The sequence below is a fragment of the Proteus terrae genome (genome assembly GCF_003144325.1).
Lineage (GTDB): Bacteria > Pseudomonadota > Gammaproteobacteria > Enterobacterales > Enterobacteriaceae > Proteus > Proteus terrae.
In genome coordinates, this window is record NZ_PENS01000018.1 from 67,186 (window position 1) to 85,939 (window position 18,754).

Genomic DNA, 18,754 nt, shown 5'->3' on the forward strand with positions numbered 1-18,754 from the left:
CTTATTTTACTGTCCAAGCTTCTGAGAAAAGGCGCTTTGAAAATAATTCAGCCAACCCACAGATTTGTTTTAAGCGTAATACTTCATCTTGTGACATACCTAGTTCATCACCAATCCGTTTATCGCTCCATCCTAATCGGGATAGATCTCTAACTATATCTGACATAGCTGAGACTTGATGTTGTCCTCTTGCTCGATTATGACGAATAGTTGTTGCTATTTGGTCTGACATTGTGTTGTTTTTAATATCAAGGATGGTGACTGGTAAATAATTATTAATTCGTTTTTTTAAGACGTTTTCTTTACTTAATAAATAACGATGATAGCCATCAACGATTTGCCATTGCAATTGTTTAGTTTTATTTTGTGGTGCAGATAATACTACAACGGGTTGAGTATAACCGTCTTTTATCAATGAGGTTTTGAGTAATCTCTTTTCTGTAGGAGACATAACATTAGGATTGTAGTCATTTGCTATGACTTGGTTTTGCTTTATCCAAAGAACACAATCTATAGGTTCATTTTTGAATGGACTAATTTGATGAAGAAATAGTTTGATTTTATTGATAGCTTCGATTTTTTGCTCATCATTGAGTTTTAGTAGATAATCTTTTAGCGAAGAAAACACTGTTTCAATAGTCATATTCACCTCTTGTTAAATCAACTGCCAATTTTTACGTTTTTCCTGCATTCGTTTGCAATATCGGTCATAACAGTGTGATTTAGTCGGACTAAATGCTAATGTTCTACACCAAAAATCATTACGTAAAATAGTTTTACAGATCCGTCGCCAAGACGGGATTTGTTTACTGCTAGTATCACCGTCTTGTTCATCTGGTATTCCATTTGGGTAATCTCGCTCAGCATACCAATGAAGGTAAACTGCGATTTTATTTCGGTAATGTTCGGCGGTTTGTTCTGGTAAGCTCGCTAGTAAAAAGTGGGCGTAAGATTTCCATGTATGATGGGCGGGTTTACTAATTTTACGTTGCCCAAAAAAGCCTGATTTATTACGGGGGTGGGTGTATAACATACCAGCATCAGCGCCACTCACTCGTTCACAGGCGAGACTCCACGTCTCAGGTTCTAAAACATGGTATAACCATAGCCCTTTACGTTGTTCAGGGCCAAAAGGCTCACAAATACGCATTTGACTTAAACTAACCCCAGCTTGGTGCATTAGATCATAAATAGAATTATAGGGTAGATTAAAGCGTGAAATGTATGTCCAAATATCTTTTACATGCCAGTCATAAATAGGATAGGCCATATAATAAAAGCCTTCAGGTGATGCCGTTGTCCATGGGATATCATCGGCATAACGTAGTTTTTGGTTGTTGTTGATAGCAATAAAGCGATTTAATGATTCATCGGCTCTGATCCCTAATAAAATAACTGAACTACGATGATTTCCGGTGATCCACTGATTAAATGCAGGTGTGAAGTCTTCAAAAATCATATTTGGATGATAAAAAGGGAAAAAGTCTGGATCAGTGATAGCGTCTGCTGGCGGTTGCCTTACCCATTTTTTTCCTGCTTCCCAAGCTGTCCAAGTCGGTTCATATTGTGAGATCCCGCTTTCCGTCGTGATAGGTAATGCTATCCAGTAAAATCGCTCCGTACAGTCTTCATACAAAAATTTCATTTTTGCAACATGGCTAATGGTAGCGGAGTATTGCACTTCCCAGTCAAGAAACATGACATTGAATTTTCGATGCCGCTTTCTTGCTTCTGCAGCAACAAGATGAAACAGAACAGTAGAATCTTTACCTCCAGAAAAGGAGAGAGAGATTTGCTCAAAAGTATCAAACAACCATTCAATTCGCGTTTGAGTAGCATCTAGCACATTTATTCCAAGAGGAATTTTGTGTTTGCAAGACATAACTATCACCAGAATAAGTTAGTTAATAGTATTATTACTTAATCATATTTAGATTATAAAGGTAAGTGATGGTTGCTGATTATCACTGAGATTTACTTGAAAAAATAGAATAATAAAGCATATATCATTGTTATTATTGATAGTCTTTAATAATGAAAGATTTTTTTTATAATTAAGAGAAATAAAGAAAGTGATTTAGTGAGTAGATAATATTTTAAAGATATTACCTGTTTTATTATTCGGTATTTTCAACTATTCATATAATAAATAAAAAATAAAATAGTCATTTTATGATAGGTATTGTATGACATTAAGTACACATGATGGAGTTAAAGTATATACACCAGTGTCATTGAAGCTATATGATTGGTGGGTGCTTAATATTTCTAATAGCTATGCATGGCAGTGTGATACGAATAAATATTTAATTCCACATTTTAAAAATCATCTCGGTGATCGCCATATGGATATTGGTGTTGGAACGGGGTTTTATTTAAAAAAATCATTAAATTCTATAAAAGAAATCTCATTGACTGATCTTAATTTGCACAGTCTGGAACATACTAAAAAGTATATACCTGATAACAAATTAATAAATTGCTCCCAGCATGATGTTTTTCAGCCTTTTTCTAATAAATTAAATGCATCTTATGATTCTATCTCATTGTTTTATTTGATACATTGTTTACCAGGAACGATGGGTGATAAGAAAAAAGCGATAGAAAATATAAGTTATTTACTGACAGAAAAAGGGGTTTTATATGGCACAACGATTTTAGGGCAGGGAGTCAAACATAATTTTTTTGGTAAAAAATTAATGTCTATTTACAACAAAAAAGGTATTTTCTGCAATTATTCTGATTCGGTGGACTCTTTGGAAGAAATGCTTTCCTCTTTATTCCATGACATCTCTATACATGTACAAGGCACTGTAGCTTTGTTCACAGCGAAGAATAAAAAATAATAAGAAATATTATTTTGGATTAGAGGCTTTTTATCTTTATTTTCTTAAGGAATGGTATGTTAATGCGTAGTCTATTTTTTGCCTTTTTATTATTAACTCCAACGGCATTTGCCACAGATACATTAAGTCATAATATTGAATATTATTCTAATGTTACGCTAACGGATTTTAATTCGGGAAAAATTGAAGATGGTCGGTATTTTTGTGTTAAAGCCATGAATCATGGCGGTGAATTTATCGCCTGTGCAGTATCTAACAAGTCAGATTGGGCTTCTTCTTATGAGCACTTTTTTCAACAAGCACATTATTACTACACAACAGGTAAAAGCTTTAGGTTATATGTTCAACCTAATGTTTGGACTCACCCAAAATTTACTCGAGTATATTCAAATAAAGCGATAGCAGGATTCGCTAGTTGTCATAATAGTCGTTGCATGGGACCGACAAAAGATAACTAATTGATTAATATTAAATGTTATAAATTGGATAAATCCCATTAGAGTATCAGATAGATTTTTTTAAATTAGTGAAGAGTAAAAGAATACTCTATAAACGCTAACTTAATGATATTTAGGAGACAATATGAGATTTTTATTTAAAAGTGTTTTTCTTGCAGTAGGTATTTTGTCTTCTAGTTTTGTTATGGCAGATAATGCTGATGAGATAACCAAAATTTCTTATGTGTGTGAAAATAATAAAGTGATGGAAGTTATCTATGTAAATACAGCAAAAGATAGCTATGCGATCATTAATCAAATGGATGAAATGATCCCATTGAAAATTATGAAAATGGCTTCTGGTGCAAACTATGAGGCAATGAATAAAAATTACACCTATAAACTTTATACTAAAGGTGACAATGCCGATTTAGTTGAAGGAAAAGATAAACCAGTATTGAGTGGCTGCAAAGCTGGCTAATTATCACCTTTTATTATGACGTTAGCGTAAATGAGCCCATCAAAACCAGTTGCTATTGCATTAGCTACGGTAATTGTTGGTGGAGATCCAATTGATATCTCTGATGATCGCTTTATTTCTATTCGTGTACAGATGCCTGAGCAATCCATCTATATATAACGTGAGAATGCGTGAGATGGAAGAAGTGTAGAAAACGGAAGAGGAACGCAGACAAAAAGAAAAGGAGGAAAATCAGGATATCAATAGCGCACCAGAAATTGATAACTAATCAAATATATTTAGCTCAAGGATGAGCTAAGTGCTAATGGTAACTATTCCGAATATAGCCGAAATAAGACGATTATTTTGCAATTATTATTGAAGATACTGTAGTTGTATACAGTAGTTGTGTGCGATTAAATATAAAAAAGGACTTTATATGAGTGATAATGAAGATAGGGATATTCGTATTGAGATAACTGACGGTGTTAGTAGCCATGATTATTATGAGTATGATGAAGATGATAACTCAAACCACACAGATAACGACAATGAAGATCGAGACAAAAATGAGCGAATAAAGGAAGTTCAAGACATTTCAGATTTTAATCTAGGGAAATACCCTGAAAAGTTAGTAATGGCATCAGTCGGTCTTCCTGCTTTAGGTTTTCTTACTTATCAAGATGTTCTTAGTTTTACATCAAGTCTATTTGTTTCCGCTAATATTAAGAGTATTTTTCTAAGTCATTGACAGCGTTAAAAGCTAGTGCATTAGAAGCAATTTCTGTTGCTCCAAAACTGACTAGGGTTACAGCCGTTGGAATTGCGATTGGGGGATTGTGGCCAAGTAGCAATATCATGTCTACTCAAGCTGAAATGGCTTTATTGAATAATTATGGCATTTTGGATAGAGATATTTTTGATAGAAATAAAGCACGCAAAGTTACAACAATGCCAGCGGATATTGTTACTAATCAAATTAGTGATATCGGTAAAAAACATCATTAATGTATACGTATTCAGGTTATGTCTGCTTTGGATAAGAGTACTGGAAAGCAATGAACCATTGTATCTACAGGTCAGGCTATTAGTATTCCAATCGTAAAGGCAACAGCAACGAGCACTCCTAGTAGCCCCTATTATTGCGGGGGGCAAAGTCAGTACGCATTAGTGTTTCTGAAAACAAAGCAGATAAAAATAAACAAGTAGTCATCAACTCTAAGCCTAATGCTGGATATTATATCCCTTCATCTAAATTAAAGACCCATCATGCCATTGTTGATTTTGGTGGTAAGCATGAGGCTCTTTATGTCTCTATTATTGATGTCATTGATGTTAATAATGAAAAGCAAGTAGTAGAAATAGAATGGGCTGAATGGTCGACATTGCATCCGTTAGAAGCTGCATTATTAGAGCTTGAAGAAGCGAAGAAAAGATTAGCTAATATTGATAAACATTATCAGGCTCAAGTCGCTGTTATTAATAAACTCAAAGCCACGCCTGAAGGTTTGGCATTAGCAGATCCTGTTAAAAATCCTCTTGTATACAAACAAGATAGCAAACAACTAAAAATAACAAAATAAGAAGTTAAATTCGATGATAAAGAGTTATTAAAAGCAATTTTAATTAATCCAAATAATTATTCAGATATTGTCATTCAAAAGTTAGTTAAAGAAAATACTCCTGGCAAGGTTACAGGTAAAGGCAAAAAAGTAAGTGACAAATTTCAGATCGACATGGAGGAGTTCAGGGCCATACAGGCATATAAGTAGGCGAGGTTCTCCGACATGTTCTCCAGTGAAAGCATGCAGTAGATGCCCCAGTGTTCCAGCAAATACCTTGCGTTGTGCCATTATTTCGTCATAGTAGAGAGGATCTACCACAACGACAAAATCCAAGTCGGAGTATTTATCAAATCCGCCATGGATAATAGAGCCACCAGCAAGAAGGGAGTGGATCCGTGAGTCAGATTGTAATTTTAGCTTGAGTTGCTCTGTAAAACTTCTGTGTAAATAGGGTAACATACTTAGCATATTTTTTCTGTTCACAAAAAACACAAAGCATTACAGAATAACGAGTTCTGTATATTTAGGCTAGGTATTTTGTAAGACATAGTCATCTCTTCGGAGAGTTCCTCTTAAGCTATAAATTCTTCTGTATAACCCTATGCTGTTGATTTTTCCATGTGAGCTATTTAGCGCATTTAATAGTCACAGTGTGTCTTTGCTGTAATAACATATCTGAGGAGCCCGCTATCTGTGGACGCATTATTTCAAATTCAACAAGCACTTAATTCATTAAAAAGAATTTTTAGAGATAATTTGGATGCGATTTATTTGCATGGTTCATCAGTATCAGGTGGACTTAAACCTACCAGTGATATTGATCTTCTTGTAATTGTTAAAGCAGCTTTGAGTAAAGATGAAAAAAAATTACTTATTGAAGATTTGTTAGCTACTTCAGGTCGATATCCTTATGATAAATTAGGGCGTAGACCTTTGGAAATCGCAATATTTGTTGGTGATCAATTACAGAGTTTACAATATCCAGCTAGATGTGAATTTATTTACGGGGAGTGGTTGAGAGACACTTTCAAACAAGGCATAAGTAGTGTTGAGCATGATGACCCAGAATATACATTGATGTTGGCGCAGGCTAAGAAAGATTCAAAACTCCTTTGGGGTGATAGTTTTATATTACCTGAGATTGGCATCCAACAAATAAGAAAAGCATTGTTAGATTCCTTACCTAATTTAATTTCTTCTATTGAAGGTGATGAGCGTAATGTTGTTTTAACTCTCGCAAGAATGTGGTTTACGATGAGTTCAGGGAAATTCGTATCAAAGGATGTTGCGGCTAATTGGTCAATCAATAAAATACCTAATGAATTTATTGAAATAATAACTGTTGCGCGAGATGAGTATCTTTATGGGACTAATGTTGAATGGACTAAATATAATGAATTACTACCATTGATCGTTGATTACTTTTCTGCCCAAATCAAAGGATATATTTTTAATAAAGAATACTAATTATGTTGTATGAAACAATTAATTATTAACCATCTTTTACTGAATCTAGATTTCCCGTCTTGGTATTTTTTGTTAAATAGGATTTATATAAATAGCCATCAGTTAACCGCTGGTGGCTTTTTATTGGGGAAAATTTGTAATGGAATAACCATGAAAAAAAGCTTATACGAACTGCATCATAACTCAACAAAACAACGTATCGAAAAGAGTGGAAAAGTCATTGGCTGTAATACGGATGACATTCATTCGATCCCAATTTTTATTGGCATCAATAATAACACCATGAAATACAGGGTGGGGAGGTATAAAAGCTCAGACAATTTCGCCTAGATTACCTAGCGCCCTCATTTGTGCACACAACCGCGAAATGAAAAATTTATTCTGGGAGGTATCGATGACAGAAAGACGCCCGAAACCGACCCACTTGAAGGTAGTCACCGGTGATCCGAAAATATCTCTACCAGAATTAATGGATTCTATGCCGATATGAAAGAGGAAAATCACGGAAGAAAAGGCGTGAGATAATGTCACTGAGAGTGTATTAGCTAATTGATAGCCCCACATGAATGGGGCTTAATCGTTAACCACCGCGAGACATTTTCTCAATTTTTTTATCTGTATTGTATTGAGAAAGGGCATAAACTGACCAGATAGCCGCAGGGATCCACCCAATTAAGGTGATTTGTAGGATAAGGCAAAAGATGCCAGCAAATGGGCGTCCAATCGTGAAAAATTGTAACCAAGGTAGTAATAACGCCAGAATAAGTCTCATAAAACCCCCCTCTATTATTCGAAATTTCAGTTTATCAATAATTAAATCAATAGCAAATAACAATAAATATTGCATTTATTCAGGGTGAAAGTTTGATTTTGTTGTGTTCATACCAAGGATTGAGTTTATGGCGGGAGCATTAAGTAGGTTAAATATTGATTTGACGCTAAATACGACAAACTCCACAAATGCGATCAGCCATAGCCATAAGGATATTAAGGTTGGAACAGGGCTTTATTTAAAAAGTCACTCTAATTTACCTCAATCCCTGTAGTTTATAATATGCTAAAAAACACTATTAATGAGAAAGTAACATGAAGTTTTTAGCATGATGTTTTTAACATTCCCCATAATTGGTTTAATGTATCTTTTGAATCTATTTTATTTATTGTATTGTTTGCTAGGTATATTTATCTTTTAAAAATAGTAATAATCAGTTATAAACTTTCATATAAATATACTTTTATTGGAGATGCTTTGAAAAAAATATTATTTTTTTAATTGTAATATGTATTCTACTATTTAGTTATGCCGAAAATTGTGATGAGATGTTTGCTGATATTATTAGAACTAACCAAAATTCCATATTACCGAAAACATGTCATGATGTCATAGCTGGGAATGCAAGTTCACAAGCTTTGTTTGGGTTATGGTATGAAACGCAGAAAAATTATCCTAAAGCCGTAAAATGGTACACAAAAGCTGCAGAACAAGGGCAAGTCGAGTCCTATCTTGTTTTAGGGGCATTACATAGTCAGGTTGACACTGGGATATAGGATTTAGATTTAGGCCAAAAATACCTTAAATTATCCTGTGAAGATGGTCAACTAATTGGATGTAATATCCTAATGTTTTTCCTAAAAATAAACAACGAACTATATCGCAAATATCCTATCAATAGCGTATTGCAACCCATCTTTAAATGATGGTTTTGTAAAAGCATGTAAGTCAGACCGTTCTGTCACTGTTTTATGTCAATATTTTCTCTTTTACAAATGGGGAATTATTATGTCTACGATGAAAACAGAAGTTATTGTTATTCGTTTAACGAAAAAAGAACGAGCATTATTGGATTCAATAAAAACAGCACCACTACTTGCAGATTGGATGAAAGAATTAGCACTTTCTAAATTACAAGAGCAAGATATTTCACCTAATAAATAGTTACTAATGCCGACGAGAAGGAATTTAGTCGGCATCATTGTTTTATTATTTATACTATAAAATAGAGTAGCAATAGTAATAATAGATTATAGTTTATACATATTAATTTTTAAGGTAATAAGTATGGATATTAATAAAACTGAAAATAAAGTGGTAGGAAAGGGAATATTAATGGCATTTGGGGTGGGGGCATTGGTTGTTGCAGGACTGCTTATTTACAATGAATTAAGCTCACATTCTAATTCAGGTGGTTGGTCAAATTTATCTAGAGCCATAACAGCTGCTTTTATTATTTTTGGTGCGGGAATTTATTGTTTTATCTGTTTTTTTATTGCATTAAATGAATGGTTAGATAATCGTAAAAAAGAGTACGTTAACATAGTAAGAATTAAAATAGCCTTAATACTGCATGGCTTAGTTTCTATAGTTGTAGGGCTACTTGCTTCACCATTATTATTTAAATGATTTTAGTCTTAAAAAACAGTTAAATAGAGTCAAAAAGACTTGATTCTGTCGTAATGAAAAATGATATCAATAACTATTGTTAATAAAAAAGCCCAATGTGGCGGCATTGGGCTTAGTGACTCGAATAGATGGGTATAAAAAACTATTAGAGATCAGTATAAATGTAGTGAATTTTCATTTTATAAATTAACAATAAATGCTTTTTTTTAGTAAAAAGTGCTTTTGTGCCTTATGTCGTCCAGTTTTAAGGCGAATTGACGTTTTTTTATTCTCTTTAGCAACCTGCTTTTTTACTTTTTGCTATGCGAATAGATGGGGCATGTTCTCCTTTATCAATACTTGGTATATAACGATAAGCTGATTATAATCAAAAGCTAATAAACTCTTTTCTCGAATTTTTCTTGTGAAATTGAAGATCTAACATGAATAAAAACAATAAATTATTTATTACTGAACAACAGAAAATTATGTGCGAAAGATATGGCGTTTTGCCTCAAAAACCAGAAGAAATGGTAGCAATTGCTTTAGATAACCTAAATGGTAATCCCATTTACGGAACACGCATAAAGCAATCAGAAGGTAACACTGTAAGCTGGTTTTTTTATTGCGAGGAATATTGTGCAAAGGACGATTTTTATCAATCATTGCATGCAGAACATTTGGAAGAAGTGCTACCTGAAGTAATAAATTATCTTTATTTACCAGAAGGGTATAATTTCATTATCGATAGAGACGGATATGAAGATGTTTGGTTTGAAGAGATAAGTGAATAAGTATTTATCATTATTTTATAATTTTTGGATTAAGTAGATTTACAGTTTTATATGCTCTTTCGTATTGAAATTCATAACTATGCTGAGAATGTATAATATAAAAATATTAAGTTATTTTGAAAATTAAAGATATTAATTGATGTTGGTCTTATTTTTAACATAAAGACAATGACAGGTTAATCAGTTTGGGTAAATATTATAAGAGTATTTAATTCACAATTAATAAGGAAGGTGGCTATTTATGTTTCCAGAATATCGTGATTTAATTTCAAAACTTCGTCAGACTGATCCTCATTTTCGTGCTCTTTTTGAACAACATAACGAACTTGACCATAAAATTGTTAGATTAGAGCATAAAGATAGAAGAGGATATGGTGAAGAGGTTGTTGAGCTAAAAAAACAAAAATTAAAACTGAAAGAGGAAATTCATCAAATCCTCAAAAATCCACCGGAAGAAGAGTGAGTAATAAAAAATAATTACTCTATAAATACATAAAGATGTAGAAACCATCTAACTAAAAATGGATGGTTTTTCGTTTTTAGAAAGACAATCTATTTTTGAATAAAAAGTTATATAAAACAGATGGTTTTATTTATAAAGAAAAGGCTACATTTGTAGCCTTTTAACTGTCTAGGTTCTAAAAATAATAATGATAATTTGATTATGTACTATGTCAAAATTCGTCTTTCCAAAGTACATCAAAATGATGTGAACTTATTTTATAAACAGCTCTAACATTATCATTAATATACTGTTTATAAATTTCATCGTTAGAAAAATAAATGGATACGGCCAATTCACATTCTGATGATATTTTACGTGGAGCATCAATAATTTTTGAGGAAAAATTATCTTGTTGGAGTTGTTGCTGAAGTTTTTTTACAGCGTATTGCTCATGAAAAAGAAATAAGTAGTTATGCGTCATTTTTTCTAATTCCATTATCTTTTGCTTTATTTACAGCATAGGTATAAATAGCAGCAACAATGACAGCAAACAATAAACCAATAACAATAACCAGTTTACCATTATCCGTAACACCCGTAGGACTTGAGGCATAAGAGAAGTTATGAGCAAACGCAGCTCCTACTAACATACCCATGACGCTTACAGCAGCGTCTGAGTTACCTTGACCAGCATTAGCTAGTTGCCGTAATGGACAACCCGTAATGAGTACGCCACATAAGCCTACAAGCAACATAGAGAGAAAATTCCATAATCCATCGCTGTGGGCTATGGGTTGATTTTCAAAACCAAGATTAAACTTACCTAAATAAAGATTACCTAAAAAAATAACAAGTGTTAATGCGATTACACCAAACGCCATATTATAGTTACGTGATAAAAATACATGCTTGGCCATTCCAATAAAGCAGAATCTTGTGCGCTGAATAATAAAACCAATAATAAGTCCTGCGATAATAGACATCCACACTGGTGCATGATTTGCTCCAGGGCCTTTTACACTGGCATTGAATATATCACTGTTCCATAAGAATAAAGCAAATAGGAATATACATATAATAGGTAAAATAAAACCTTCTATAGGGGATTGACGATAATTTCTTGGGAGAGAAAATCCTTTTTTAATAAATAAGCTACCTATGCCAATTCCTATTATTAATCCAACTAATCCTATTACAGCATTTAAATCACCGGCACCGATACGAAGCACCATTCTTAATGGGCACCCTAAAAAAACTAAGCAGCCAGCCATCATTAGAAAACCTAGTGTAAAACGAATAATAGGAGCAGAGCCTGCCCTTGATTGAAATTCTCTGAAGATAAGTGCGGCAACAAAAGAACCAAGAATAAAACCGAATATTTCAGGACGAAGATATTGAACTGTTTCGGTATGATGTAAGCCCATACTTCCTGCGCTATCACGAATGAAGCAAGCTACACAAACACCCATATTAGGTGGATTTCCGTTAATACCAAGAAGTAACGCAATAGCACCAATAACAAATCCAGATAGAATTAAAACCCATTTTATAGACATTAAATGCCTCCGTTGATGGGGGAGTCCCCCTGACTAATAGAACCTATTAAGTACGGAGCAACTATATATAAGAATAAAGTGTGATTCTTGTATATAGATCACGTCAAAATTAATAAATTGAATAAGGTTAGGTTTTAAAATTTAAGAATGTTAATTAAATGCGTAATAAGTTAATTATTGTTTAAATAACTTATTGCTAATAATGAAGGATGAAAGTTGGCTTTTAGAAAGCGGTTAATTTAATTATTTATTTCTTTTTTTCATTTTGTATATGCATCTGTAATTACAGGTGCAATTTTGTCATAATTATCCCATGAGTTTTCAACGTAACATGAAGAAGGGAGTCCTTGGGCTAAAACATGCTCGAAATCTTCGAAATAGTTATTATTTTCTGAACCGTAATAATGTTGTGTGAAAGCATATCCTTTATCATTCAAGTCATCACTAATAAATTTTTTGTCGCAAACTTGGATAAGAAATGCCAGACCATTCATTTTTCTTTTACGTACCATTTCTAACTCATCAATTGCATCTTCTTGTAGGTCTTCTCTTTCTAGCTGTTTTCAATAATCTAAGTCAAATAGAATCCTATATGTATACCTCCACTTTCAGGTGGTAGGTTATCAGGAAAATCACCATATGCGTGCCAGCGGATTCTATCAATTTCCACTTTTCTACCACTATTAGTTAGTGGAGATAATTTGATTATAGTGTGTATTATAAATATACAAACAGTAGTATTGCTATAAAAATAAAATTACTATTAGATAACAATAACATATTAGTTTAAAAATAATAAATCAATATGTTAAATAATACTGAAAATAACAGACTAATTTCAATTATCACATTTTGATTTTATTTTTTATTTTAATCATTATTAGATGAGATTTTATTTTTTTAATTAAGATAATACTTATCCCTATTTTATTCTTCTTTGAGATAATGCTGACTTAAGAAAAATAATGGAAGTTACTTTCTAACTGTAAATGATACTTAAAGGATATTTATGAAAAAACTTATTCTAGCATTGAGTTTATTATCAATTTCTTCTATTGCTGTTTCTGCTGATTTATCTAAAGCATGTGAAGACTATTTTAAAGAAACTGACTCTTATGTTGAGTTGATGGCAAAAAATGATGCAACTAAAGCTCAAGCAGAAGCGATGAAAGCGCAATATGCTCAAGCTAAAGAACAATTTGCAGCATTACCTAAAGATGTTCAAGAAAGTACTTGTAAGCAAGCTTTAGATTCTTTAGAGCAAATGAAAAAAATGTCAGCAGCTCAATAAATTTTATTTATTGTATTAAGCGGACACCTTGTTGGTGTCCTTTTTATTTCCATATGACAATAATTTAATATAGTCAGTTACTATATATTTTCTTTATGCATTGCTTTTGTTTATTCATATTCTTCATGAATGGGGGTGTTTTTATCATTCTAATTATTTTTGTTAAGTGTTTTCTTTGTTCTGTATCTTTAACTGAATTATAGCTAAAGTCATTTTATATCATCATTTTATGAGCGAATTTTTCTATTTTTATATAAATAGTAAAATTTATTTTGTTGATGAATCGATTTTATGGAATAATTATTTATTCCTATTTCTTATTGATATTTAATTTATGTATTACTTTTTGTTTTTATTACTTTCTGTATTTATAACTTCTGGTTGTACCACTAATAAGACAACTCAAGCTAAATTAATTGGGATACATACTGATAATCGCATTCCTAATAGTCACGAGGTAAATAATAACTTAGTTTTTATGTTGGGAAAGCAATCTCGTTTTGAAATAGAAGTGCAAGAAGAAAAACAAAGGCTTGGACAAATTTTTAAAGTTGGTTTAAATGAGAAAAAACCATCAATAAACAATCAGTATTTAAGCAATAATAATTCAACATTAAAGCCTATTCAAAAAATAAGCTTTACCATGCCAGTTTCTGAGCCTATTTGGAATGAAGAAAAACAAACAGTTGAATTCAAATGGAAACAAAAGCCACATTATACTTTTGATGCCTATTAATACTTTAATATAAATTTAAAATTTAATTTCATATGGGAAAATTATGCGCATAGCAATTACTTTATCATTTCTATTACTAGGTTGTGCTACTGATAACGTTACTTTTAGTGCGGGTAATTCAGGGAGCCATAGAATAGGCAGCCCAGTGTGTTCTACATTAGTTTGTGGTAAGAATACTCGAACACCAGGAGAGCAAAAAGCAATTAATGAAGCTGTTCATGAACAACAGCGAGCTATTATGCGAGGAGAAAAACCTGATTTACGGATCATGGCTTCTTATTAAAATTTAATACTATTATCTATGCCAGTAATTACTACTGGCTGATAATAATTCTCTAAATTTTATTAATAATAAAATTAGCTCTATCATTTATTTCTATTTTAGGTATCTCTATTAAATTATAGTTATATTTTCTATAAACAGCTATCATTGCTAAATAGGTTTCTTCTGCTTCTTTCTCGGTTTGTTTTCGTTCTTGATCTTGAGTGTATATCTCGGGCCATGGTGGTGCTATAAACACATTTGTAGTATAACGAAATAAGGTAATTGCCTTATCAAGATGTTTGGGAATAGCTAAACCACATAGGAGTAAATATCCTGCAATATCAGGGATGCCTCTATCATAGAAATAGGGCATTTTATTATTGCTTGCTTCATGCCATGAGCGTAATTCCCAAATTAGCATTGCTTGTGCAAAAGCGTTAGGATCTGTCCATGGTAATGCATTTCCTTCAATAACACTTTGGTCTTGAATAATGGCTCTTCCTGCTTCTAAAGAACAGGGATAGCCTCTATTTTTAAGTTCGTTTATTAGTGTGGTTTTTCCAGAGCCAGGGCCTCCAGTTAGTATAATGCGATGTGATTTTTCAGGCATAATAACTCCTATAAATTTATATAATTAAGAAAGAAAAAGAGAATAAGGATGGTATGTAGGGGGGTACGGGAGTTGTTAGATATTAAATATACCTAAAAAATAGAACTAGAAAAAGTGCATTAGCATTAAATGTTAATATAAATCTCAAGCGGTTTTATTTTATGGAAAATCAAAAAAATTAATGGGTAAATATTAAGGAATTCAAGGCCCTGGTGCATAGTTACTGTTTGGAAAAGCGTTTGGTAAATAACTACATTTACTGATTATTTCTTGTGTGCCTTCTTTTGATTCAAAAAGAGCAACACTAATTACACCCGTATTTCTTTTATCACCTTGAGCATTGTAGTTTACATATCCTTCCTCAGGTGTACTAAAGAGAAAAGCGGCAACTTGTTGCTGATTTTTTCTAAAACCTTCAATAAATAAAGTATCTCCAGGTCTTAATAAATAACCTCTATTTTGATAAGAGCTCGCAGTTCTACGGATAACATCTAAGCCATCAACAGTAATAACAGCTTCGTATATTATTTTATGACTAGTGTTATGTAAGAAAATAATATAGCGCTCATTCTGTTTTCTATACAATAAATATTGATTATTTTGCGAAAAATATAATGGCATTATATTTCTGTTTTCAGTTAAAACTGATAGTTGTAATGGACTTTCGCTAACTCGCGCAATTTTTGAATAAGAGTTAGATGGAACGCCACTTTGATAAAATATAGATATTATCTGTGAAGGCGTTTCTGATAATCGATATGCTTCAATACTTTCAGTAACAGAAGATAAATAACTGCAATTTAGGATAGTTTGAAGCCAAACATTATGAATTTATGGATGAATAAAATGAAATATATGAAAAGCAAAAAATAGGATTTCTTTATTTTGAGTACTATTTCCCCTTATTTTCTTATTTAGGCATTTTATGCCTACGATAACTATCTAATAGCAATTGAAAGAAGATGAATTTGATTCTATCATAGAACGTATATGTTTTATTATGATCTGTATATAAGGATTGTCGTGGGTATTGTAAAAATTTCTGATGAATTACATGAATACTTGCGAAAAGCAAGCAATGTGATGTCACGCTCTGTTAATGCTCAGGCAGAGTTTTGGATAAAAATTGGCATTCAAGCAGAGTTAAACCCAGATAAAACGTTTCCAATGATTATCAATGAAATGCTGGAAAAAGAAGCCATCAAGCAAGAAGTAGAATAAGAGGAAAGAAGAATGGATAAAATAACGATTAAGACGGCCGATGAAATTGAGTTAATGCGTGAATCAGGACGCTTATTAGCGAAAGTTTTTACAATGCTTGATGATTTTATTGTACCAGGTGTTTCTACACTAGAAATTAACGATAAGGTTGATGACTTTATTGTCAATGAACTTCAATCGAGACCAGCAAGTAAAGGTCAATATGGCTATGAATATGTGTTAAATACATCTATAAATGAAGTTGTTTGTCATGGTGTACCAAAATCAGATGAGCGCTTAAAAAGTAAAGATATTATTAATGTTGATATTACACTAGAAAAAAATGGATTTATTGCTGACTCTAGTAAAATGTATATTATGCCTGAGGCGTCTCCTATCGCGCGGAAATTAGCAAAAACAACGTATCAAGCAATGTGGGAAGGTATTAAGGAAGTAAAACCAGGTGCGACATTAGGTGATATTGGTCATGCTATTCAAAGCTTTGCACAAAGTCATGGATATAGTGTAGTGAGAGAGTACTGTGGGCATGGAATAGGAAGAGAAATGCATGAAGCGCCACAAGTACTACATTATGGTATTAAAGGTCAAGGTGTTGAATTAAAAGAAGGTATGACTTTCACGATTGAACCAATGATAAATCAAGGCGGCGCTAAAATAAAAACCAAAAAAGATGGTTGGACTGTTGTGACAAGGGATAAAAAATTATCCGCTCAATCAGAACATACTATTTTAGTAACAGCAACAGGGTATGAAGTACTCACTTTACGTCCGGAAGAAGTATTACCATAATTACAACTCTCTTATATTTATAGCCATTTTAAGAAAAAATATTCTTTGTAATTTCAAAATGATTTAATTTTTAATTAAAGTGGCTAGTTGCATTTCCTTTATTTTTCATTTCTATCAATAAATTAAGTTTATAGCTCATATTTTTATAAATCCGAGTTGTAAATTACACTTTGGCCACTATATTAATATCAATACTTATTAAGTATTAATGGATCATCATTAAATGATTGCAGGATGCGATTGTTACTCTATGGAAAAATAAGGACGTTAATATGGAGAATATTTCAAAAACTTTAGAAGAGTGGGGATCATGGGTAGCCAATGATCAAGATGCTGTTAATATATTGAATAATAATGGAAAAGAGGTTATTCCAGATCGTATAAAATTGAGAAAAAAATGCACTCATCATAATGCAAATATTATCAATGATTTAATGAAAAGATTGATGGCGCACAACAAAGAAGATTATCAGTTAATTATTAATTATTATGTTTTTGGTAAAACGTTTATACAGCTTGCAAAATATGATCAATGTTCTGATACGTATATTGGTAAAAAGTTAAAAAAAGCGGAAGGAATGATTGAGGGTATGCTAATTTTCTCCAGATTTAATTGAGACTATTAGTAAAAAATCAAAATTTATTAAAATAATGCTTTACGATCGTAAAATAGAGATTAATCTAATAACACTTAGAACAAATAAGGTATCAAAATACGATGTTTACTATAATTTTGTACTTCAAAGATTATATTTTAAATATTGTATTCTAACTATTGTTTTAAGTATTGCTAATAGGATGTTTAGCAAATTAAATAAATTAATTTAAACCCAAGGAGTGGAAAAATATGTCAACTACATATCCAATTGTTTTAGTTCATGGTTTATCTGGTTTTGATGATATCGTCGGCTATCCTTATTTTTATGGTATCGCTGATGCATTAGAAAAGGATGGCCATAAAGTTTTCACTGCATCTCTTTCCGCATTTAACTCGAACGAAGTTCGTGGCGAACAACTTTGGGAGTTTGTGCAAAAAGTTCTCAAAGAAACTAAAGCAAAAAAAGTAAATTTAATCGGTCATAGCCAAGGCCCATTAGCTTGCCGTTATGTTGCTGCAAAGCATGCTAAAAGTATTGCTTCTGTTACCTCTGTTAATGGTGTAAACCATGGTTCAGAGATTGCAGATTTAGTACGACGCATTATGCGTAAGGATAGTGTGCCAGAATATGTTGCTGATGCTGTAATGAAAGCTATTGGTACTATTATTTCTACATTTTCAGGTAATCGAGGTAATCCACAAGATGCCATCGCTGCATTAGAAGCATTAACAACTGAAAATGTAACAGAATTTAATAAAAAGTACCCACAAGGGCTGCCAGCTATTCGTGGTGGTGAAGGCAAAGAAGTCGTAAATGGCGTTCATTACTATTCATTTGGTAGTTATATCCAAGGTTTGATTGCAGGTGAAAGAGGTAATTTACTGGATCCTACTCATGCAGCAATGCGTGTATTAAGTGCATTCTTTACCGAGCGTGAAAATGATGGCTTAGTAGGTCGTACAAGTATGCGATTAGGTAAACTGATTAAGGATGATTATGCTGAAGATCATCTGGATATGGTAAATCAGGTTGCTGGATTAGTCGGGCGTGGTGAAGATATTGTTGCTATTTATACAAACCATGCGAATTTTTTAGCAAGTAAAAAGCTTTAATTATCTTTGCATACTGGTTGTGAAATAATCTAATACGAATGGCTCTAATTAATTTAGAGCCATTTTTATTATGGCTTTAGCCAGTTTAAGTCGCGCTAGCGTCTTAAACATAAAACCACCTGCTTTGCAGGTGGCGTTCAAGGGTTATACCAAGAAAAACACCTTTCCGTTACGATATAGA

Annotated in this window: 28 protein-coding genes and 1 pseudogene; 19 read left to right on the forward strand and 10 right to left on the reverse strand. The window is 32.5% G+C overall.

All coding sequences use genetic code 11. The features are described 5' to 3' along the window. Nucleotide 1 precedes the first annotated feature (1 nt). Both DK857_RS16875 and DK857_RS16880 read right to left on the reverse strand, forming a co-directional pair. Complete coding sequence (locus tag DK857_RS16875; RefSeq protein ID WP_109394198.1) at nt 2-643, reverse strand: IbrB-like domain-containing protein; 642 nt, start codon at nt 641-643, stop codon at nt 2-4. 12 nt (nt 644-655) lie between these two features. Further along, the gene (locus DK857_RS16880) at nt 656-1,882 is read right to left on the reverse strand and encodes a phosphoadenosine phosphosulfate reductase (protein ID WP_109402777.1); all 1,227 of its coding nucleotides are present in this window, start codon (nt 1,880-1,882) and stop codon (nt 656-658) included. Nucleotides 1,883-2,186: 304 nt separating this feature from the next. Between DK857_RS16880 and DK857_RS16885 the strand changes: the two genes are divergently transcribed. The 7 genes from DK857_RS16885 to DK857_RS16910 all read left to right on the forward strand — a co-directional run bounded on the left by DK857_RS16885 (nt 2,187) and on the right by DK857_RS16910 (nt 5,326). Then, nucleotides 2,187-2,846 carry a class I SAM-dependent methyltransferase gene (locus tag DK857_RS16885; protein WP_109402778.1) on the forward strand — a complete coding sequence of 220 codons (660 nt, stop codon included), beginning with the start codon at nt 2,187-2,189 and terminating at the stop codon, nt 2,844-2,846. Between the two features lie 62 nt (nt 2,847-2,908). Then, entirely contained in the window at nt 2,909-3,304 is a 396-nt protein-coding gene (locus tag DK857_RS16890) for a subtilase family AB5 toxin binding subunit (RefSeq protein WP_157957619.1), read from the forward strand. Between the two features lie 124 nt (nt 3,305-3,428). Beyond that, a complete protein-coding gene (locus tag DK857_RS16895; protein WP_109394202.1) occupies nt 3,429-3,764 on the forward strand; it encodes a c-type lysozyme inhibitor in 336 nt (111 codons plus the stop codon). Between the two features lie 30 nt (nt 3,765-3,794). Next, the gene (locus tag DK857_RS19505; RefSeq protein WP_261247061.1) at nt 3,795-3,923 is read left to right on the forward strand and encodes a hypothetical protein; all 129 of its coding nucleotides are present in this window, start codon (nt 3,795-3,797) and stop codon (nt 3,921-3,923) included. 259 nt (nt 3,924-4,182) lie between these two features. After that, nucleotides 4,183-4,494: a hypothetical protein gene (locus tag DK857_RS16900; RefSeq protein ID WP_109402779.1), complete on the forward strand. Its 312-nt coding sequence runs from the start codon at nt 4,183-4,185 to the stop codon at nt 4,492-4,494. Then, complete coding sequence (locus tag DK857_RS16905) at nt 4,491-4,751, forward strand: hypothetical protein (RefSeq protein WP_109394204.1); 261 nt, start codon at nt 4,491-4,493, stop codon at nt 4,749-4,751. Before DK857_RS16900 ends, DK857_RS16905 begins: the two co-directional genes overlap by 4 nt. Nucleotides 4,752-4,885: 134 nt before the next feature. Further along, a complete protein-coding gene (locus tag DK857_RS16910) occupies nt 4,886-5,326 on the forward strand; it encodes a colicin-like bacteriocin tRNase domain-containing protein (protein WP_109402780.1) in 441 nt (146 codons plus the stop codon). Between the two features lie 132 nt (nt 5,327-5,458). On the opposite strand, the pseudogene DK857_RS16915 reads toward DK857_RS16910, so the two are convergent. Beyond that, nucleotides 5,459-5,776, reverse strand: a pseudogene (locus DK857_RS16915) (nucleotidyltransferase domain-containing protein); the annotation flags it as partial. Between the two features lie 225 nt (nt 5,777-6,001). On the opposite strand from DK857_RS16915, the gene DK857_RS16920 reads away from it, so the two are divergent. Then, entirely contained in the window at nt 6,002-6,775 is a 774-nt protein-coding gene (locus DK857_RS16920) for an aminoglycoside adenylyltransferase family protein (protein WP_157957620.1), read from the forward strand. Between the two features lie 580 nt (nt 6,776-7,355). Here DK857_RS16920 and DK857_RS16930 read toward each other — a convergent pair. Next, nucleotides 7,356-7,547, reverse strand: coding sequence for a YqaE/Pmp3 family membrane protein (locus tag DK857_RS16930; protein ID WP_004242485.1), 192 nt, complete (start codon nt 7,545-7,547; stop codon nt 7,356-7,358). 1,008 nt (nt 7,548-8,555) lie between these two features. Between DK857_RS16930 and DK857_RS19280 the strand changes: the two genes are divergently transcribed. From DK857_RS19280 to DK857_RS16950, 4 genes are all read left to right on the forward strand, one after another. Beyond that, nucleotides 8,556-8,711: a hypothetical protein gene (locus DK857_RS19280; RefSeq protein WP_167392449.1), complete on the forward strand. Its 156-nt coding sequence runs from the start codon at nt 8,556-8,558 to the stop codon at nt 8,709-8,711. Between the two features lie 123 nt (nt 8,712-8,834). After that, nucleotides 8,835-9,176 (forward strand): hypothetical protein, encoded by a 342-nt coding sequence (locus DK857_RS16940; protein ID WP_109402782.1) that lies wholly within the window; start codon nt 8,835-8,837, stop codon nt 9,174-9,176. Nucleotides 9,177-9,598: 422 nt separating this feature from the next. Then, complete coding sequence (locus tag DK857_RS16945) at nt 9,599-9,949, forward strand: immunity protein Imm33 domain-containing protein (protein WP_109402783.1); 351 nt, start codon at nt 9,599-9,601, stop codon at nt 9,947-9,949. Between the two features lie 241 nt (nt 9,950-10,190). After that, nucleotides 10,191-10,412 carry a DUF465 domain-containing protein gene (locus tag DK857_RS16950; RefSeq protein ID WP_075672624.1) on the forward strand — a complete coding sequence of 74 codons (222 nt, stop codon included), beginning with the start codon at nt 10,191-10,193 and terminating at the stop codon, nt 10,410-10,412. A 211-nt stretch (nt 10,413-10,623) separates the two neighbouring features. Here DK857_RS16950 and DK857_RS16955 read toward each other — a convergent pair whose 3' ends face one another. From DK857_RS16955 to DK857_RS19660, 4 genes are all read right to left on the reverse strand, one after another. Then, the gene (locus DK857_RS16955) at nt 10,624-10,890 is read right to left on the reverse strand and encodes a putative Se/S carrier-like protein (RefSeq protein WP_109402784.1); all 267 of its coding nucleotides are present in this window, start codon (nt 10,888-10,890) and stop codon (nt 10,624-10,626) included. Beyond that, complete coding sequence (gene yedE / locus DK857_RS16960) at nt 10,865-11,950, reverse strand: YedE family putative selenium transporter (RefSeq protein ID WP_109394213.1); 1,086 nt, start codon at nt 11,948-11,950, stop codon at nt 10,865-10,867. The genes DK857_RS16955 and yedE overlap by 26 nt, the downstream gene beginning before the upstream one ends. Nucleotides 11,951-12,210: 260 nt before the next feature. Further along, the gene (locus DK857_RS19425; RefSeq protein WP_227003201.1) at nt 12,211-12,462 is read right to left on the reverse strand and encodes a DUF7832 domain-containing protein; all 252 of its coding nucleotides are present in this window, start codon (nt 12,460-12,462) and stop codon (nt 12,211-12,213) included. Nucleotides 12,463-12,521: 59 nt separating this feature from the next. Then, nucleotides 12,522-12,620: a DUF7832 domain-containing protein gene (locus DK857_RS19660; RefSeq protein WP_446430632.1), complete on the reverse strand. Its 99-nt coding sequence runs from the start codon at nt 12,618-12,620 to the stop codon at nt 12,522-12,524. Nucleotides 12,621-12,959: 339 nt separating this feature from the next. Between DK857_RS19660 and DK857_RS16970 the strand changes: the two genes are divergently transcribed. The 3 genes from DK857_RS16970 to DK857_RS16980 all read left to right on the forward strand — a co-directional run bounded on the left by DK857_RS16970 (nt 12,960) and on the right by DK857_RS16980 (nt 14,260). Then, the gene (locus DK857_RS16970) at nt 12,960-13,241 is read left to right on the forward strand and encodes a DUF5339 family protein (RefSeq protein WP_109402785.1); all 282 of its coding nucleotides are present in this window, start codon (nt 12,960-12,962) and stop codon (nt 13,239-13,241) included. A 346-nt stretch (nt 13,242-13,587) separates the two neighbouring features. Further along, nucleotides 13,588-13,977 (forward strand): hypothetical protein, encoded by a 390-nt coding sequence (locus tag DK857_RS16975; protein ID WP_157957621.1) that lies wholly within the window; start codon nt 13,588-13,590, stop codon nt 13,975-13,977. 43 nt (nt 13,978-14,020) lie between these two features. Further along, nucleotides 14,021-14,260, forward strand: a complete 240-nt coding sequence (locus DK857_RS16980; protein ID WP_109402787.1) for a hypothetical protein — start codon at nt 14,021-14,023, stop codon at nt 14,258-14,260. Between the two features lie 52 nt (nt 14,261-14,312). On the opposite strand, the gene DK857_RS16985 is transcribed toward DK857_RS16980, so the two are convergent. Together DK857_RS16985 and DK857_RS16990 are read right to left on the reverse strand one after the other, a co-directional pair. Further along, nucleotides 14,313-14,852, reverse strand: coding sequence for an AAA family ATPase (locus tag DK857_RS16985; protein ID WP_109394216.1), 540 nt, complete (start codon nt 14,850-14,852; stop codon nt 14,313-14,315). A gap of 201 nt (nt 14,853-15,053) precedes the next feature. Further along, a complete protein-coding gene (locus DK857_RS16990) occupies nt 15,054-15,473 on the reverse strand; it encodes a hypothetical protein (RefSeq protein ID WP_109402788.1) in 420 nt (139 codons plus the stop codon). Nucleotides 15,474-15,875: 402 nt separating this feature from the next. On the opposite strand from DK857_RS16990, the gene DK857_RS16995 reads away from it, so the two are divergent. The 4 genes from DK857_RS16995 to DK857_RS17010 all read left to right on the forward strand — a co-directional run bounded on the left by DK857_RS16995 (nt 15,876) and on the right by DK857_RS17010 (nt 18,573). After that, nucleotides 15,876-16,073, forward strand: a complete 198-nt coding sequence (locus tag DK857_RS16995) for a ParD-like family protein (RefSeq protein WP_036913277.1) — start codon at nt 15,876-15,878, stop codon at nt 16,071-16,073. A gap of 12 nt (nt 16,074-16,085) precedes the next feature. Then, complete coding sequence (gene map, locus DK857_RS17000) at nt 16,086-16,862, forward strand: type I methionyl aminopeptidase (RefSeq protein ID WP_098943171.1); 777 nt, start codon at nt 16,086-16,088, stop codon at nt 16,860-16,862. 272 nt (nt 16,863-17,134) lie between these two features. After that, nucleotides 17,135-17,479, forward strand: coding sequence for an antiterminator Q family protein (locus DK857_RS17005; RefSeq protein WP_109394218.1), 345 nt, complete (start codon nt 17,135-17,137; stop codon nt 17,477-17,479). A gap of 230 nt (nt 17,480-17,709) precedes the next feature. Beyond that, nucleotides 17,710-18,573, forward strand: a complete 864-nt coding sequence (locus tag DK857_RS17010) for a lipase family alpha/beta hydrolase (RefSeq protein WP_109402789.1) — start codon at nt 17,710-17,712, stop codon at nt 18,571-18,573. Nucleotides 18,574-18,754 lie beyond the last annotated feature (181 nt).

Excerpts from the sequence above, each read along its gene's own strand:
- DK857_RS16875 (WP_109394198.1), bottom strand. The coding sequence starts at position 643 with ATGACTATTGAAACAGTGTTTTCTTCGCTAAAAGATTATCTACTAAAA.
- DK857_RS16880 (WP_109402777.1), bottom strand. The coding sequence starts at position 1,882 with ATGTCTTGCAAACACAAAATTCCTCTTGGAATAAATGTGCTAGATGCT.
- DK857_RS16885 (WP_109402778.1), top strand. The coding sequence starts at position 2,187 with ATGACATTAAGTACACATGATGGAGTTAAAGTATATACACCAGTGTCA.
- DK857_RS16890 (WP_157957619.1), top strand. The coding sequence starts at position 2,909 with ATGCGTAGTCTATTTTTTGCCTTTTTATTATTAACTCCAACGGCATTT.
- DK857_RS16895 (WP_109394202.1), top strand. The coding sequence starts at position 3,429 with ATGAGATTTTTATTTAAAAGTGTTTTTCTTGCAGTAGGTATTTTGTCT.
- DK857_RS19505 (WP_261247061.1), top strand. The coding sequence starts at position 3,795 with ATGAGCCCATCAAAACCAGTTGCTATTGCATTAGCTACGGTAATTGTT.
- DK857_RS16900 (WP_109402779.1), top strand. The coding sequence starts at position 4,183 with ATGAGTGATAATGAAGATAGGGATATTCGTATTGAGATAACTGACGGT.
- DK857_RS16930 (WP_004242485.1), bottom strand. The coding sequence starts at position 7,547 with ATGAGACTTATTCTGGCGTTATTACTACCTTGGTTACAATTTTTCACG.
- DK857_RS19280 (WP_167392449.1), top strand. The coding sequence starts at position 8,556 with ATGTCTACGATGAAAACAGAAGTTATTGTTATTCGTTTAACGAAAAAA.
- DK857_RS16940 (WP_109402782.1), top strand. The coding sequence starts at position 8,835 with ATGGATATTAATAAAACTGAAAATAAAGTGGTAGGAAAGGGAATATTA.
- DK857_RS16945 (WP_109402783.1), top strand. The coding sequence starts at position 9,599 with ATGAATAAAAACAATAAATTATTTATTACTGAACAACAGAAAATTATG.
- DK857_RS16950 (WP_075672624.1), top strand. The coding sequence starts at position 10,191 with ATGTTTCCAGAATATCGTGATTTAATTTCAAAACTTCGTCAGACTGAT.
- DK857_RS16955 (WP_109402784.1), bottom strand. The coding sequence starts at position 10,890 with ATGGAATTAGAAAAAATGACGCATAACTACTTATTTCTTTTTCATGAG.
- yedE (WP_109394213.1), bottom strand. The coding sequence starts at position 11,950 with ATGTCTATAAAATGGGTTTTAATTCTATCTGGATTTGTTATTGGTGCT.
- DK857_RS19425 (WP_227003201.1), bottom strand. The coding sequence starts at position 12,462 with ATGGTACGTAAAAGAAAAATGAATGGTCTGGCATTTCTTATCCAAGTT.
- DK857_RS16970 (WP_109402785.1), top strand. The coding sequence starts at position 12,960 with ATGAAAAAACTTATTCTAGCATTGAGTTTATTATCAATTTCTTCTATT.
- DK857_RS16980 (WP_109402787.1), top strand. The coding sequence starts at position 14,021 with ATGCGCATAGCAATTACTTTATCATTTCTATTACTAGGTTGTGCTACT.
- DK857_RS16985 (WP_109394216.1), bottom strand. The coding sequence starts at position 14,852 with ATGCCTGAAAAATCACATCGCATTATACTAACTGGAGGCCCTGGCTCT.
- DK857_RS16990 (WP_109402788.1), bottom strand. The coding sequence starts at position 15,473 with ATGCCATTATATTTTTCGCAAAATAATCAATATTTATTGTATAGAAAA.
- map (WP_098943171.1), top strand. The coding sequence starts at position 16,086 with ATGGATAAAATAACGATTAAGACGGCCGATGAAATTGAGTTAATGCGT.
- DK857_RS17005 (WP_109394218.1), top strand. The coding sequence starts at position 17,135 with ATGGAGAATATTTCAAAAACTTTAGAAGAGTGGGGATCATGGGTAGCC.
- DK857_RS17010 (WP_109402789.1), top strand. The coding sequence starts at position 17,710 with ATGTCAACTACATATCCAATTGTTTTAGTTCATGGTTTATCTGGTTTT.